Below are 15,520 nucleotides of genomic sequence, written 5' to 3' on the forward strand. Positions count from 1 at the left end.
GAAAACAGACTACTTTCTGGAGCGCTCCAGCGGGCGCTCGCTTTTCTCCCAGCCCCGGTGGGGCGCCCGCGAACCGGCGCCTCGCGGGTCGTCGCGGGAACGGTAGACCACGTAGGGACGCACGAGGTAGCCGAGCGGCGCCGAGAACACATGCACCAGTCGGGTGAACGGCCAGAGCAGGAACAGCATCGTGGCCGTCAGCACGTGCAGTTGAAAGAAGAACGGCACGTCGCTCATCAGCGACGGGTCGGGCTGCAGGCTATACAGTGAGCGGATCCAGGGGGAGATCGACCCGCGATAGTCGTAGCCGCCGCCAAAGATTTGATACAGCACGGTCGCCGTCGTGCCAAAGGTGATCGTACCGGCCAGGAACACGTACATGACTTTGTCCATTACCGTCGTGACCAGCAGTACCCGTTTGGTCAGGCGGCGGCGGTAGATCAAAATGGCGAGCCCGGAGACGGTGAGTACGGCGGCGAAGCTGCCCAGCCAGGTTGCACCGAGGTGGTATATGTGCTCGGTCACGCCGAAGAATTCCAGCCACGGCTTGGGAATGAACAGGCCGACGACATGCCCGCCGATCACCATGAGAATGCCATAGTGAAACATGGGTGAACCCCAGCGCAGCAGGCGGTTCTCGTAGGTCTGACTGGATCGCGAGGTCCAGCCGAACTGGTCATAGCGGTAGCGCAACAGGTGCCCCACCACGAAAACGCCCGTCGCGGCGTAGGGAAAAGCGACCCAGAGCAGGTAATCCCAGGCGGTCATACTCTCACATCTTCGTTCGCGTGCGCGGAAAACGGCTTCAAATTGCCGAGGTAGGTCATGCCGACCGTCTCGGTCGGCGGCCCCTCATTGACCAGGTTGAGGTAGCGTTCGCGGGTCTCGTCGTCGATCACGGGCAACGACAGGCACACCGCCCCCACCAGGTGCGCGTAGGGACTGTCGAACTTTTCGAGCGCCGAGCGCAACACTTCGATGCCGTCGCGGTGCGCGGCGAGCAGTTCTTGCGCGATCGGCGAATCGGAAAGCGCTGAGAATTCCAGCACCATCGGCAGGTAGTCGGGCAGTTCATCGGCATCCACCTGCCAGCCCGCCGCCCGGTAGGCCTCGACGAACCGCACGAGCGCCATACCGCGGCGGCGGGTATCGCCGGCGGCGTAGTAGGTGAGGTACGGGCAACATTTGCGTTTCAGGTCGAAAATCGCAGTGAAGTGCGTTTCGAGCTCCTGCTGGCTGAGCGTGTTGACCGCGGTGAAAAATGCTTGGAAACTGCGGCGCAGTTCACCGGGCAGATCCGCAACGGATGCCTCCACCAACGAAAACTGCGCCCGCCGCTCGGGCGCGGGGTAGTCGAGCAGAATCGACGCCGCCATGTGCGCGACCACTCCTTGCACGGGCGTCAGCGGAACGGCCGCAAGCGCCCGCGGGGCCGTCTTGGGCGCCCGAAAGCCGAAATTCATCCGTGCGCCCAGGGTGCCGACGTTCACGCGGGGCTCCCGGCATCCGCTATCGGCGGGAACATGCCCTGGGGCGCTCCGTTACCGTTCCAGTTGAGCAGGTTGACCCGGCCCGGGGTGGTCGGCGCGGTCGCACTCGGACGCCCGGTCATCTGGTTGTAGTTGTCGACGGTGGCACCGAGTGGCATACCCACGGTGTTGCCGTATGGGCCACTGTGCCCGGCAGAGCCGGGCCCGCCCATGCCGGGGCCGCCGTCGGCGTCGAGCGAGCAACCGAGCTCTTCAAGCTCACGCGCGGTCTCGACGTGGGCCTTGGGAATGACATAGCGGTCTTCGTACTTGGCAATTGCGAGCAGCCGGTACATGGCCTGAATGGTCTCGCCGGTCATGCCCACCGCGTTCGGAATGCGCTCGTCAGGCTCGTTGCCGAGGTTGATATCGCGCATATAGGCGCGCATCGCGGCGAGCTTGCGCAGCGACAGCTCCACCGGAACCACGTCGCCGGCCGAGAACAGCCCGGCGAGGTATTCCACCGGGATGCGCAGCTTGTCGATCGCGGCGAACAGGGTGCGGGCGTCTTCCCCGTCGCTGCCCGAGTTGCTGACGACATCGACCACGGGCGAGAGCGGGGGGATGTACCAGACCATGGGCATGGTGCGGTATTCCGGGTGCAGCGGCAGGGCGATCTCGTACTCGGAGATGAGCTTGTAGATGGGGCTGTTCTGGGCCGCTTCGATCCAGTCGTCAGCCATGCCCTCTGCCTTGGCAGCGGCGATGACCTCGGGGTCGAACGGGTCGAGAAAGCAGGCGCGTTGGGCGTCGAGCAGGTCCTGATCGTTTGCGATCGAGGCCGCGGCGAGCACCGCGTCAGCGTCGTAGAGCATGAGGCCCAGGTAACGCAGGCGTCCGACGCAGGTTTCGGAGCAGATGGTGGGCTTGCCCTGCTCGATCAGTGGGTAGCAGAGCGTGCACTTCTCGGCCTTGCCCGTTTTGTGGTTGAAGTACACCTTCTTATAGGGGCAGGCGGAGACGCACATGCGCCAGCCGCGGCATCCGTCTTCGTCCACGAGCACGATGCCGTCTTCTTCACGCTTGTACATGGCGCCGGAGGGGCAGGCCGCCACGCAGGCGGGGTTGAGGCAGTGCTCGCAGATGCGCGGCAGGTAGAACATGAAGGTCTCTTCGAACTCCATCTTCACGTGCTCGCTCATCGTGGCGAGAATCGGGTCCTGCGCGGCAGTTTCCTGCGAGCCGCCCAGGTTGTCGTCCCAGTTGCCCGACCATTTGATGTCCATGTCCTGGCCGGTCAAAAGCGACTTCGGGCGGGCGACCGGGCTTTGCGTGCCGGCCGGGGCGGTGGTGAGCATGTCGTAGTCGTAGGTCCACGGCTCGTAATAGTCGTCGATTTGCGGCAGGTTGGGGTTGTTGAAAATCTGCGAGAGCTTCTTCAACCTCCCGCCGACCTTCAGCTGCAGGCGACCGCGACTGTTACGCACCCAGCCGCCCTTCCACTTCTCCTGGTTCTCGTACTCGCGCGGGTAGCCGATGCCGGGCCGCGTCTCCACATTGTTGAACCAGGCGTACTCCACACCGGTGCGGTTGGTCCACACCTGCTTGCAGGTGACGGAGCAGGTGTGACACCCGATGCACTTGTCGAGGTTCATAATCATCGACATCTGGGCCATGACACGCATTAGTAGTCCACTTTCTGGCTGCGACGACGAATCACGGTGACCTCGTCGCGTTGGTTCCCGGTTGGGCCGAGGTAGTTGAAGGCGAAGGACAGCTGGGCGTAGCCGCCGATCAGGTGGCTGGGTTTCAAGAGGATGCGGGTCAGCGCGTTGTTGGTGCCGCCGCGCATACCGCTGGTTTCGGCGACCGGCACGTTGATGGTGCGGTCCTTCGCGTGGTACATGTACACCGTGCCTTCCGGCATGCGGTGCGAGACGATCGCCCTCGCCACGACGACGCCGTTGCGGTTGTACGACTCGATCCACTCGTTGTCGCGCACGCCGATCTTGTCGGCGTCCTGCGGGCTCATCCAGATGGTCGGCCCGCCGCGAGAGAGCGAGAGCATGAGCAGGTTGTCCTGGTATTCGGAGTGGATCGACCACTTCGAGTGCGGGGTCAGATAGCGCACGGCGACCTCCGCGTGACCTGCGGCTCCGGTCACCCCGGCACTTGAGACGCTGGTCGCGCCGACGATCGAATCGTCGAACAGGCGGTGCATGTCCAGCGGCGGCCGAAAGATGGGGAGTTGCTCGCCGAGCTCGATCATCCAGTCGTGGTCGAGGTAGAAGTGCTGGCGACCGGTGAGGGTATGCCAGGGCTTCAGGTGCTCGACGTTGATGGTGAAAGCGCTGTAGCGGCGACCACCGTGCTCGGAACCCGACCACTCCGGGGAGGTAAGCACCGGAACCGGCGCTCCCTGCACATCCGGGTAGCTGAATCGGCGGCCCTCGTTGTCGCTGGCCAGTTGGGCGAGCTTGACGCCGGTGCGTTCCTCGAGCTGGCGAAAACCCTGGGTGCCGAGGCGGCCGTTGGTGGTGCCGGACAGTGCCAGCACCATTTCGCAGGCGTGGATCGCCGTCGACAGGCGCGGACGGCCGGCGGCTGGCCCGCTGGGCACCAGGCCATTCTTCTTGCCGAGGTAGGCGACCTCCACGTCGGGGTTGAATTTCACCCCTTTGGTGACCATGCCGAGCTTCGCGGTGAGCGGGCCGAGCGCGCCGAGCTGCGCGGCAAAGGCCGGATAGTCGCGTTCGACAACGACGAGCCTCGGCATGGTGACCCCGGGAATGAGCGGCTGGTCGCTGAGCACAATACCGTGCGGCGTGGCCATGCCGTCGGGGGTGTCGTGCTGCAGCGGAGCGGCGACGAGGTCTTTCCGCACGCCCAGGTGCGTCACCGACATTTCGGAGATTTTCGCGGCGAGCACGTGAAAGATGTCGAAGTCGGTCTTGGCCTGCCACGGCGGAGCGATCGCGGGGTTGAACGAGTGGATGAACGGATGCATGTCCGTCGTTGAGAGATCGTTCTTCTCGTACCAGGTGGCCGGGGGCAACACCACGTCACTGTAAATAGTCGTCGACGTCATGCGGAAGTCGCTCGTGACCATCAGGTCGAGCTTGCCCTCCGGCGCGCTCTCATGCCATTTCATGGTTTTCGGACGGCGAGCCGGCATCGATTCGACGGCGCGCACAGCGGAGGGCGCCCCGAGCAGGTGCTTGAGAAAATACTCGTTGCCCTTGCCGGAAGAGCCGAGCACGTTGGCCCGCCACACCACGAGCACGCGGGGAAAGTTCTCGGGGGCGTCGGGGTCTTCGCAGGAGAACTCGAGCGAGCCGTCCCGGAGCGAATCGACCACGTATTCCGCTGGCGCTTGGCCCGCGGCTGCGGCGTCGTCGACGAGGTCGAGCGAGTTGCGGTTGAAGGTGGGGTAGCTGGGCATCCAGCCGCGTTTGGCCGAGTCGACCATGGTGTCCGCGGTGGTGCGTCCCGTGAATATGCCGGCGCCGAGCGGGCTTGCCAGGGTGTCGGCGCTGAGTCCGTCGTAGCGCCACTGGTCGGTGGCGAGGTAGAAGAAGCCGGTGCCGATCATCTGGCGCGGCGGTCGTACCCAGTCCAGGCCGAAGGCGTATTGGCCGTATCCGGTGAGGGGGCGCACCTTTTCCTGGCCGACATAGTGGGCCCAGCCGCCGCCGTTGACGCCCTGGCAGCCGGTCATGGTGGTGAGTGCGAGAAAGGCGCGGTAGATGGTGTCGGAGTGGAACCAGTGGTTGGTGCCGGCGCCCATCAGAATCATCGAACGACCCTGTGAGTCCTCGGCATTCTGCGCGAACTCGCGGCCGATGCGCGCGGCGGCCTGCCACGGCACCGAGGTGATCTCTTCCTGCCAGGCAGGGGTGCCGGGCGTCGTCGCGTCGTCGTACCCGGTGGGCCACACGCCCGGCAGGCCGGGACGACCGACGGCGTACTGGGCGAGCAGCAGGTCGAACACGGTCGTCACAAGCACGCCGGCGACGAGGCGTACCGGTACGCCGCGGCGCACGATACCGGCCGCTCCAGCGTGCTGTTCACCGGCATTATCTGCGCCCGGCGTGACGTCGAAGCGGGGCAGGTCGATTGCGACGGTGGCACCGTCGTAATCGGGGGCATCCGCTATCGAGAGCAGCGGATCGCGGCCCTCGAGGTCGAGGTTCCAGGTGCCCTTGTCGGCCTCGCTGAACCGGTGGCCGATCGAACCGTTCGGCACGAACGGTTCGGCGTTTTCGTCGAGCATGAGGGTTTTGAAGGCAGCGCTCGACACCGATGCGTCGGTGCCGGGCAGCGCGTCAGCCGTCAGGAACTTGCCGGGAACCCAGGCATCCTGGCGCGGGGTGAGTGCGATCAGGTAGGAGGAGTCGCTGAACTTCTTCATATAGTCAACGAAACACGGGGTGCGCCGGTCGACCAGAAATTCCTTTAGCACGACGTGCCCCATGGCGAGCGCGAGGGCGCCGTCGGTGCCGGGGTGCACGGCAAGCCACTCGTCGGCGAACTTGGAGTTGTCGGCATAGTCGGGCGAGACCGTGATGACTTTCTGGCCGCGGTAACGGGCTTCCACCATGAAGTGGGCATCGGGGGTGCGGGTAACGGGAACGTTGGAGCCCCACATGATCAGGTAGCTCGAGTTCCACCAGTCGGCCGATTCGGGAACGTCGGTCTGGTCGCCGAACACCTGTGGGCTCGCCACCGGCAGGTCGGCGTACCAGTCGTAGAACGAGAGCATGGTGCCACCGAGCAGCGAGATGAAGCGGTTGCCAACGCCCTGGGACACGATCGACATGGCCGGAATCGGGCTGAAACCGGCAATCCGGTCCGGGCCGTATTTCTTGATGGTGTGCACGTGTGCGGCGGCGACGATTTCGGCGGCCTCATCCCAGCTGGCACGCACCAGTCCGCCCTGCCCGCGGGCACTCTTGTACTGGCGGGCGGTCTCGGGGTTATCGGTGATCTCCGCCCAGGCGAGCACCGGGTCGCCTAGACGGGCCTTCGCTTCGCGATAGAGGTTCAGCAGTACACCGCGCACGTACGGGTAGCGCACCCGGGTCGGCGAGTAGGTGTACCAACTGAAAGCGGCGCCGCGGGGGCAACCGCGCGGTTCGTATTCGGGGCTGTCCGGGCCGACACTGGGATAGTCGGTCTGTTGGGTTTCCCAGGTGATGATGCCGTCTTTGACGTACACCTTCCACGAGCAGCTGCCGGTGCAGTTCACGCCGTGGGTGGACCGCACCTCTTTATCGTGGGTCCACCGGTCACGGTAGAACGTGTCGGCGGCGCGGCCGCCGTTCTTGAACACGCTGCGCAGGTCTTCGCTGGTTTCGCCGCGGCGCAGAAAGCGGCCGAGCTTGATCAAAGAGTCGGCGACCGGGCCGTCGGTGCCGGGCTTGGTCGCGGCGCTGGTGGAAACTCTAGTGCTGGTGTTTATGCGCTTTTTCACGGCTGTCCCTTACCTGCCGGGGAATGCCGCTGCGGCACTCACCCTCGAAATAAGCTTTGCCGCTGGGTAAAACGGCTACAACCGCGAAATACCGTGAATAATGTTTTGCCCCAATTCACACGAGCCTGCATCTGCTTTTTGGGCACTCTGTTCGCTGTCGCGGGCACCGGAAACGGCCACCACGTCGATCACGCAGAGGTGCGGGGCATCGATGAGGTTCAAGCCGACCGCCCGGAGTGGGCCGTCGGCCTGCTCCAGCACACCCTGAATCAAGCGGTAATGCACGCCGCAGACCTCGGGATGGTCCTTGACCATTTCCGAGTACGGGCAGTCACGCAGGTTGAGTTGTGCACGGTTCGCGGCGATGCTCGCGTCGAAACCGGCCTGGTCGAGGTGGTCGTCGAGCGCATCGAGCTGCCGTTGCGCAGCCGGACCAGAGCAACCGGCGAACCCCTGACCGGCGGGCAGCAGTGGCAGCATCCGTCGCAGCTGGTCGGCACGCTCCTGCGCGGCCTCAATCTTGCGGCTGCGAATCGACCCGAGCTCGGCACTGACTCCGTCCGCAGCGGTATAGAGCATTTTGGGACGACCCTTACTGTCGCGCGACTCGGGCGCGCAGGTGACAAAGCCCTCGTTGATCAGGCGGTCGAGGTGTTCGCGGGCGGTGTTGTGATGCAGACCGGCGGCTTCGGCGAGGTCGTTCACGGTCATCGTTCCGCGGCTTTGCAGCTGGTAAAGCAGGTTCATGCGGCTGAGACTGGCGAGCGTTTTGTAACTCGGGGGTTGGGCGGCCATGAGTCTATTATGGGCACCAATCATGTGCGGCAGCAGAATCGATCAGTTTCTTTCTTTCTTCCCGCAGATCCTTCCGCTGCATGGTGGAAAAAGAAAATATTCAGCACACAGTATTAGTCTGGTCAGACGAAGCACGCAGGAAGTGGGATCACATGGCGGCAAAAGCCCGCACGCGACCGGAGTCAACAGTTGAGTCCACGGGTGGTGAGCCCGCCGACACCCTGCGTGACTATTACGAACAGATGTCGTTGGTGCGAGCCTTCGAGCTGCGCTCCAGCGAGATGTATGCCCGGGCCAAGATCGGCGGCTACTGCCACCTGAACCTCGGCGAAGAAGCCACGGTGGTCGGCCTGATGGCCGCCATCGAGGCCCGTGATTATCTGTTCACCGGCTACCGCGACCACGGCTATGCACTGCTGCGCGGGCTGTCGCCCGAGCGGGTCATGGCCGAACTGTTCGGCAAAGTCACCGGCGTCTCGGGCGGACGCGGCGGTTCGATGCACCTGTTCGACGCCGAAACGCGCCTGTTCGGCGGCTACGGCATCGTCGGCGGGCAGATTCCCCCGGCGACCGGCGCCGCACTCGCCTTGAAAAATCAGGAAGTGGCTGGCCCCGACGCTGCGGCGGTGATGTGCCTGCTCGGTGACGGCACCACCAACATCGGCGCGTTCCACGAATCGCTCAACCTGGCCGGGCTGTGGAAACTTCCGATCGTCTACGTGATCGTCAACAACGGGCTGGGCATGGGCACAACGGTGGAGAAAGCATCCGCTGAACCCGACCTGTACAAGCGCGGCGCGTCGTATCGCATGCCCGGCGTACGAGTTGACGGCGACGACGTTCTTGCCGTGCGCGACGCCGCCCGCGATGCACTCCAGCAGGCCCGCGAGTCGCGCCAGCCGGTGCTGCTCGAGGTCATGTGCTACCGGTTGCGCGGCCATTCCGTGGTCGACCCGGCCCGCTACCGCTCGAGCGAAGACACGACCATCGCCCAGCAGTCCGACCCGGTACCGAGCTTTCGTGCCAAGCTGATCAGCGCCGGAGTGCTCAGCGAAACGGATGCCGCCGCCATTGACGAGGCCGCCGATGTGCGCGTGTCCGAGGCGGTCGTTTTCGCCGACGAGAGCCCCGAGCCCGATGTTGACGACCTGTTCAAATATGTATACGCGACCGCGGTGGCAAATATGCCAACCGCCTTGGCCGGAGAACCCGTTATGGACGCACTGTGAACACCGAAGTAGCAACCACCCGCACGATCACCTACCGCCAGGCGCTCAACGAGACACTGCGCGCTGAGCTCGAACGTGACGACAAGGTCTTCCTCATCGGTGAAGAGATCGGCATCTTCGAGGGATCTTATAAGATCACCGTCGGACTGCTTGAAGACTTCGGACCCGACCGGGTGATCGACGCCCCGATCGCCGAAGAGGGTTTCGTGGGGGCAGCCCTCGGGGCCGCGATGCTGGGAATGCGCCCGGTGGTCGAGATCATGACCATCAATTTCAGCCTCATCGCGATCGACCAGATCGTGAACCACGCAGCCAAGATGCGGTCGATGTTCGCCGGCCAGGTGTCCATTCCCCTGGTCATTCGCATGCCCGGCGGCGGTGGCCAACAGCTGGCCGCGACCCACTCGCAGAACCTCGAGGTCTGGTACGCGCACATTCCGGGACTCAAGGTCGTCGCCCCGTCGACTCCGGCCGATGCCAAGGCACTCCTCACCGCTGCCATTCGTGATGACGACCCGGTGATTTTTCTGGAGAACCTTTCGCTTTACAGCGCCAAGGGCGAAGTTCCCAACGACGAGCAGGTTGCCGAGATCGGCAAGGCTGCTGTGGTCAAGACCGGCACCGACCTCACCATCGTAAGCTACTCGCGCGGCACCACAACAGCTCTCGAAGTGGCTCGCCAGCTCGAGGCGGAGGGTCTGTCGATCGAAGTCGTCGACCTGCGCAGCCTGCGGCCGCTCGACCGCGACACCATTTGCGCCTCGGTGAAGAAGACCGGCCACGCCGTCGTCTTCGAAGACGACTGGCTCAGCTACGGCATCGGCGCCGAGATATCGGCGACCATCGGCGAGGGAGTCTTCGACTTTCTCGACGCGCCGGTGCGTCGCGTCGCCGCCGCAGAGGTGCCGTTGCCCTACGCCAAATCCCTCGAGAAGGCCGCTCTGCCCAGCGCCGCCGATCTCGCCAGGGTCGTGCGCGAGGTACTCAACATTTCATCTACCCCGAACGACAAGTAGGAGCCGGCCATGCCCGACGTCATTATGCCCCGTCTCTCCGACACCATGGAGGAGGGCGAACTCAGCCGCTGGATGAAGCAGGTCGGCGACGAGATTCACAAGGGTGACGTGCTCGCCGAAATCGAGACCGACAAGGCCACGATGGACCTGGAAGCCTTCGACAACGGCATTCTCGAGCAGCTGCTCGTCGTCGCCGGCGCGCTCGTACCGATCGGTGCACCGGTTGCGCGCATCGGCGACGGGAGCAACATCGTCGCTGAAGGCGCAGCCCCGGCAGCCCCGGTCGCGGCCCCGGCAGCTCCGGTCGCAGTCGCTGCAGCAGCAACTCCCCCAGTCATCCCCCCAGCGGATGCCCCCACACCGGACACACACACGGCAACCCAGACGGGCGAACTGCGCACCTCGCCGCTGGCCCGCAAAATCGGCCGTGAGCACGGTATCGACCTGCACACCATCGCAGGCACCGGACCGCAGGGCCGCATCACGCGCACCGACGTCGACAGGGCGATTTTGGCCCAGGAGGCGGCAGCATCCGCTGTCCTGACGGCGCATCAAGCCGCAACACCGACGGCAACACCGGCCGCAGCACCGGCCGCAGCACCGGCCGCAGCAACACCGGCCGTCGTTTCGGCCGACTCCGTCTCCGTGCCGGTCAGCCGCATTCGCGCCGTCACGGCCCGCCGACTCACCGAGAGTCAGGCCGTTCCGCACTTCTTCCTCACCAGCGTCGTCAACGTTGAACGGCTGGTCGCTTTCCGCGCCGACGTCAACGAATCGCTCGCCGCCCTCGGCACCAAGGTGAGCCTGAACGACCTGTTCGTGCGCGCCAGCGCGGTCGCGCTGCGCGCGCACCCCGAAGTGAACGCGTCCTGGGGCGACGGCGTGATTCTGCGCCATAACCATGTCAACGTCGGCGTGGCCGTCGCGACCGACGATGGACTCCTCGTTCCCGTCGTCGCCGATGCCGACCAAAAGTCGCTCGGTGCCATCGCCATCGAAACCCGGGCCCTGGCCGGCCTCGCCCGCACCGGCAGCCTGTCCCTCGCCCAGATGTCGGGGGGAACCTTCACCATCAGCAACCTCGGCATGTTCGGCATCGACTCCTTCACCGCCGTATTGAACCCGCCAGAGGCCGGTATCTTGGCAATCGGCGCGGCGAGCGACGTTCCCGCGGTACGGGACGGCGTTCTCGTGACGGTACCAACAGTGAAGATCACCCTGACCGTCGACCATCGAGTACTCGACGGCGCCGTCGCGGCAGCGTTCCTGCGCGATCTCACGACCCTGCTTGAAGAGCCGCTGCGCATCGTTCTCTAGCCGGCCCACCCCACAAGATTAAAAGTACGCGACTCCTCATAATTCCGGGTTAGTCTTGTGGGGTGGATTCCGACGAACGCACTCCCGCCTGGCACGCCGCGCTGGCGTCGCCGATTCGGCGCAGCGTGCTCCAGTTTCTGGTCGCCTCCAGCGAACCGCTCGACGCGGCCGCCGTCGCCGAACGGATGAATCTGCACGTCACCACGGCCAGGTTTCACCTCGACCAGCTTCTGGCCGCCCGGCTCATCGAACGAGAGGCCGTGCGGTCCGGCCAGCGGGGCCGGCCGCGCATCCGCTTTCGTGCCGTGGCCGCCGCGCGCGTAGACACGCGCGACCAGCTCAGCCACGCGCTCGCCAGCGTGCTTGCCGAAGACGACGACGGCGGCCGTGCGCGGGCTATTCGGGCCGGCGAGAAGTGGTCGGAGGCCTTCACCGGCGGCCTCGCAGCATCGACCGGAGCGGGCGCCGCCCCGCTGGTCGAATTACTCGACGAGCTCGAATTCGCCCCCGAACTCGATGAGTCCACGCAATCGATCGCGCTCACGGCCTGCCCGTTTCGCGAGGCCGCCCGCGAAAACCCGGGTGTGGTCTGCGCCGTGCACCTCGGGCTCATCCAGCGGGTGGCGCGCACGCTCGGTCACGACGACAGCGTGATCGAGCTGCGCCCCTTCGTCGGCCCGCACCTCTGTGTCGTCGACCTCGGCAGCAACTGGAATGCCGCTCCGGTCGAGTTGGGTTAGTCCCGGCTCAGGTCGCGCCTCGGGCCCGTCGACTCGGGCACGGACTGTTCCCCGCTCAACCCGGATCCACCGCGCACGTGGGATAGCACGCCTTCACAGCGCGGCCGCCCCCAGTCCCGCGCCCTCCGGTGAAGGGGCGTTCACCCGGTCGAGGTGGTCGATTCCGTCGGCCGTGATCCAGATCACCCGCGCCGTGGACAGGTCGTAGAAGACGCCGGCAAGATGCACGCGACCGCTCGCGACCGCCGGGCCGACAAGCGGATGCCGCTGCAAATTCTGCAGCTGGTCGACCTCGCTGAAACCAGCATCTCGTGCCGCCCGCCCAACGGGATGTCCGTTGCGAAGGGCTTCACGGCTGGGGCGCACATGATCGAGCCAGGCATCGATGGCTCCCCGTTGGCGGCCGGCGCTATCCTCGGCGGCCGCCTCTGTCGCATCTGTCACGTCCATCGCCTCCGTCTCCTCCCGCGCCTGCTCATTGTGCACGGCCGCCATGGCACCGCAGCCGGAATGGCCACACACCACAATTGAATTCACGGATAGTTCGTCAAGACCGAACGCGAGCGCCGCGTCGATCGAGGGTTCTGTACCGTGCGCGCACACGACGTTACCGATATTGCGCACCGTGAACAGGTCACCGGGGCCGCTGCTCGTGATCAGGTTGGGAATGATGCGGGAGTCCGCGCAGGTCAGGAACACGGTGTCGGGATTCTGGGAGTCGGCCACCTCCTGCATGTGCGGGCGCACGCGAGCCGCATGGCGACGGTGATAGTCGTCGATGCCGTGGATCACCGGGTTCAGCGGACGCGGGTGCGCGTAGCTGTTGGCTCCGCCGCGGTCACGGCCCTGCCAGGCCTTCCAGGGCGCAAAACCGAGGCGGGTCGTGGACGGTGCCGAGTTTCTGCGGGGCGGGAGTGCCGCCGCCAATTCGAGGGTTGCGGCGCCGCCCTCGTCGATCTGTACCGTGCCGCCGGTGCTCTCGTGTTGACGTTGCCAGGCGCTGAGCGTCTCGTAGGCCGGATGGTCGAAGAAATCGACCGCCAGATCGATCGTGACGTGGGAACCCGCTGGCACAGAGCTCAGAACAGAATTCAAGCGCGGGAGCGACAGAAAACTGCACGACCCCTCGATCACAACCCGCCACAATTTCGATTCCGGAGGACCCGCTGGTTCGGCGTGGATGGAGGCGCGAACCACACGCCACAAAACGAGGGCGGCTGCCAAGGCGAGTCCGATCATGACCCCCTCAAGCAGGTTGAGAAACACGACCCCGATCAAAGTGATGCAGTACACCAGCAGGTCGCCGGTGCGTCGGGCGGTCTTGAAATTGGCCAGGCTCGCCAGCCGCACGCCCACGACGATCAGAAGTCCCGCGAGCACCGCCTGCGGAATCTGCTGAATCAGACCGGCGAACAGCAACGAGAAGACCAAAATCCACACGCCGTGCAAAATGGTGGACGTGCGCGACCGTGCACCCGCTTCCACGTTGGTAGCACTGCGCACGATGACCCCGGTGACGGGCAAACCGCCGATCGCACCGGAGAGCATGTTCGCCGCCCCCTGCCCCAGAAGTTCGCGGTTGAAGTTGGTGCGCGGTCCGGTGTGCATCTTGTCGAGTGCCACCGCAGAAAGCAACGATTCGATGCTCGCGATCAACGCGATAGACAGAACGCCCATCATGATCGCCTGCCAGTTTCCCTCGGGAACCTCGGGAAAAGACAGGGCGTCGAGAATTGACCCGTCGAAGGTGACGCGTTCCACGTTGGCACCGAGCAGTACCGACAGGATCGTGACGCCGACCACGGCAACGAGCTGTCCTGGAACCCGGCGCACGGCTGGCGGCAGTCGTTTCCAGAGCACCAGGATGGCGATGACCAGGGCACCGAGGAGCACGGCCGGAAGATTCGCGGCCGCGAGCGCTGCGGGGAGGCTCGTAATGTTCGCGAGGGCTGAGCTGCTCGATTCGGAGCCGATCATGACATGCAGCTGTTGCAGCACGATGGTGATTCCGATGCCAGCGAGCATGGCGTGCACGACCACCGGGGAGACGGCCAGTGCCGCCCGGCCGATGCGACAGGAGCCAAAGACGATCTGCACAAACCCGGCGGCGACGGTGATCGCGCAGGTCGCCTGCCACCCGAACTGGTCGATGAGGCCGGCGACGATCACGGTCAGCCCAGCGGCGGGGCCGCTGACCTGCAGCGGAGAACCGCCGAGGCTGCCCGCGACGATCCCGCCAACGGCGGCGGCAATCAGACCGGCCATGACCGGCGCGCCCGACGCCGCTGCGATGCCCAGCGAGAGGGGGACGGCTACGAGAAAAACGACGAACGACGCGGGAAAGTTGAAACGCAGGTCGTTCGTCAGGAAACTGCGAATGCGCCCGCTGCGCGACGTTCCGGGGGGCGAGGAGGCCGAATGGGTGAAGTGCGTGGTCATGAAAAAGTCCTTCGTTCGTAGAATATTCGTGCTGCCTGGGTCCGGAGACAGGCCATCGCACCAGGCGCCGAGTCTCGGGACGCCGATAGGCGGGTGCCGATAAGTCTCCGTGGACGCGCTGGTCTCAGTGAGCGCGCAACCAACCCGCTCCTGGGGGCACGTGAAAGGCGTGCACTGTCTCTGGGCAGGAATTGCGTGGCGGGGTGCTCTGCCGTGGGAATCTGCTCGACTTCTAGGTCTGGCTGATGCACAGTGCGGTAAGCGTGACCGGGCGAGGCGGGGCCTCCAGGCAGCGTATTGCTGCCGACCAGCGAATGCGCGGCGCGAAAGACAACACTGTGAGGGCGCTGGGCTGGCGAATAAGCGCTCGAGGCAGAACGATGCCTCGCCCGGGCTCTGCCGCCGCGCAGAGATCCGCGTCGTTGACCTGGAGTGCCGGTGCGGCCGGCTCTGTTCCGACGACCTGCACGGAGCTGATCGCCGAAGTGGCAGCGCTGTCACCCGAATCGGCCAGGAGCGCCCCGTCGAGGGAGTGTCCGAAGATCAACGAGATGGTCGTGCCGATAAGGGCCAGCATCATCGTCACGGTGCGGCGCAGGTCACCCGCCGCCTGAAACGCAGGGGTCATCGGGTACCTCCTTATCGGCACCTCAGGTCGTCGTCGACCCACGACCGCGAGCCTTCCGACCGCTGAAAACTCAGGTGATCTGGAAGGTAAAAAGTAGCAAGATAATCTCTGTTTAACCTGACCAGAAGGCAAATCAACGCTAGATGTTCACGCACTCGTCACGAAACCTTCAGGGCACGCCGCACGCGCCACGCAACTGATGGACGGGCCGGACGGAGCCTCAGCGCGGTCAGAAAGACTCAGCGCGGTCAGAAAAGCGCAGCGCGGTCAGAGAGACTCAGCGCGGCCAGAAAAGCGCAGCGCGGTCAGAAAGACTCAGCGCGGCCAGAAAAGCGCAGCGCGGTCAGGAAGGCTCAGCGCGGTAGGTGGCGGAAGCGTTTTGGGTGCACGTTCTGGTTCAGATCCTCACGTCAA

At 65.0% G+C, this 15,520-nt stretch carries 11 protein-coding genes; 4 read left to right on the forward strand and 7 right to left on the reverse strand.

Going from position 1 to position 15,520, the window contains the following annotated elements:
• Window positions 1–9: 9 nt before the first annotated feature.
• From narI to CXY72_RS10835, 5 genes are all read right to left on the reverse strand, one after another.
• On the reverse strand, window positions 10–768 hold the full coding sequence (gene narI, locus CXY72_RS10815) for a respiratory nitrate reductase subunit gamma (RefSeq protein WP_104127700.1): 759 nt from the start codon (window positions 766–768) through the stop codon (window positions 10–12).
• Window positions 765–1,490: a nitrate reductase molybdenum cofactor assembly chaperone gene (gene narJ / locus CXY72_RS10820; RefSeq protein WP_233197769.1), complete on the reverse strand. Its 726-nt coding sequence runs from the start codon at window positions 1,488–1,490 to the stop codon at window positions 765–767. The genes narI and narJ overlap by 4 nt, the downstream gene beginning before the upstream one ends.
• Window positions 1,487–3,154: a nitrate reductase subunit beta gene (narH, locus tag CXY72_RS10825; RefSeq protein ID WP_104127701.1), complete on the reverse strand. Its 1,668-nt coding sequence runs from the start codon at window positions 3,152–3,154 to the stop codon at window positions 1,487–1,489. Before narH ends, narJ begins: the two co-directional genes overlap by 4 nt.
• Window positions 3,154–6,942: a nitrate reductase subunit alpha gene (locus CXY72_RS10830; protein WP_233197770.1), complete on the reverse strand. Its 3,789-nt coding sequence runs from the start codon at window positions 6,940–6,942 to the stop codon at window positions 3,154–3,156. The genes narH and CXY72_RS10830 overlap by 1 nt, the downstream gene beginning before the upstream one ends.
• A 75-nt stretch (window positions 6,943–7,017) precedes the next feature.
• On the reverse strand, window positions 7,018–7,737 hold the full coding sequence (locus CXY72_RS10835) for a metalloregulator ArsR/SmtB family transcription factor (RefSeq protein ID WP_158252545.1): 720 nt from the start codon (window positions 7,735–7,737) through the stop codon (window positions 7,018–7,020).
• Window positions 7,738–7,889: 152 nt separating this feature from the next.
• Here CXY72_RS10835 and pdhA point away from each other — a divergent pair, with 152 nt between their 5' ends.
• From pdhA to CXY72_RS10855, 4 genes are all read left to right on the forward strand, one after another.
• Window positions 7,890–8,966, forward strand: coding sequence for a pyruvate dehydrogenase (acetyl-transferring) E1 component subunit alpha (gene pdhA, locus CXY72_RS10840; protein WP_104127703.1), 1,077 nt, complete (start codon window positions 7,890–7,892; stop codon window positions 8,964–8,966).
• Window positions 8,963–9,982, forward strand: a complete 1,020-nt coding sequence (locus CXY72_RS10845; protein ID WP_233197771.1) for an alpha-ketoacid dehydrogenase subunit beta — start codon at window positions 8,963–8,965, stop codon at window positions 9,980–9,982. The genes pdhA and CXY72_RS10845 overlap by 4 nt, the downstream gene beginning before the upstream one ends.
• Before the next feature lie 9 nt (window positions 9,983–9,991).
• Complete coding sequence (locus CXY72_RS10850) at window positions 9,992–11,299, forward strand: dihydrolipoamide acetyltransferase family protein (protein ID WP_199184012.1); 1,308 nt, start codon at window positions 9,992–9,994, stop codon at window positions 11,297–11,299.
• Window positions 11,300–11,361: 62 nt separating this feature from the next.
• Window positions 11,362–12,039, forward strand: a complete 678-nt coding sequence (locus CXY72_RS10855; RefSeq protein WP_104127704.1) for a metalloregulator ArsR/SmtB family transcription factor — start codon at window positions 11,362–11,364, stop codon at window positions 12,037–12,039.
• A gap of 93 nt (window positions 12,040–12,132) precedes the next feature.
• On the opposite strand, the gene CXY72_RS10860 is transcribed toward CXY72_RS10855, so the two are convergent.
• Window positions 12,133–14,478, reverse strand: a complete 2,346-nt coding sequence (locus CXY72_RS10860; protein WP_104127705.1) for a bifunctional SulP family inorganic anion transporter/carbonic anhydrase — start codon at window positions 14,476–14,478, stop codon at window positions 12,133–12,135.
• A 232-nt stretch (window positions 14,479–14,710) separates the two neighbouring features.
• Entirely contained in the window at window positions 14,711–15,106 is a 396-nt protein-coding gene (locus CXY72_RS10865; protein WP_104127706.1) for a hypothetical protein, read from the reverse strand.
• Window positions 15,107–15,520: the final 414 nt, after the last annotated feature.

The organism is Cryobacterium sp. Y57 (assembly GCF_002929505.1).
Taxonomy (GTDB): domain Bacteria; phylum Actinomycetota; class Actinomycetes; order Actinomycetales; family Microbacteriaceae; genus Cryobacterium.

Coding starts and splice junctions, on each gene's coding strand:
- narI (WP_104127700.1), bottom strand. CDS start 768: ATGACCGCCTGGGATTACCTGCTCTGGGTCGCTTTTCCCTACGCCGCG.
- narH (WP_104127701.1), bottom strand. CDS start 3,154: ATGCGTGTCATGGCCCAGATGTCGATGATTATGAACCTCGACAAGTGC.
- CXY72_RS10835 (WP_158252545.1), bottom strand. CDS start 7,737: ATGGCCGCCCAACCCCCGAGTTACAAAACGCTCGCCAGTCTCAGCCGC.
- pdhA (WP_104127703.1), top strand. CDS start 7,890: ATGGCGGCAAAAGCCCGCACGCGACCGGAGTCAACAGTTGAGTCCACG.
- CXY72_RS10850 (WP_199184012.1), top strand. CDS start 9,992: ATGCCCGACGTCATTATGCCCCGTCTCTCCGACACCATGGAGGAGGGC.
- CXY72_RS10860 (WP_104127705.1), bottom strand. CDS start 14,478: ATGACCACGCACTTCACCCATTCGGCCTCCTCGCCCCCCGGAACGTCG.
- CXY72_RS10865 (WP_104127706.1), bottom strand. CDS start 15,106: ATGACCCCTGCGTTTCAGGCGGCGGGTGACCTGCGCCGCACCGTGACG.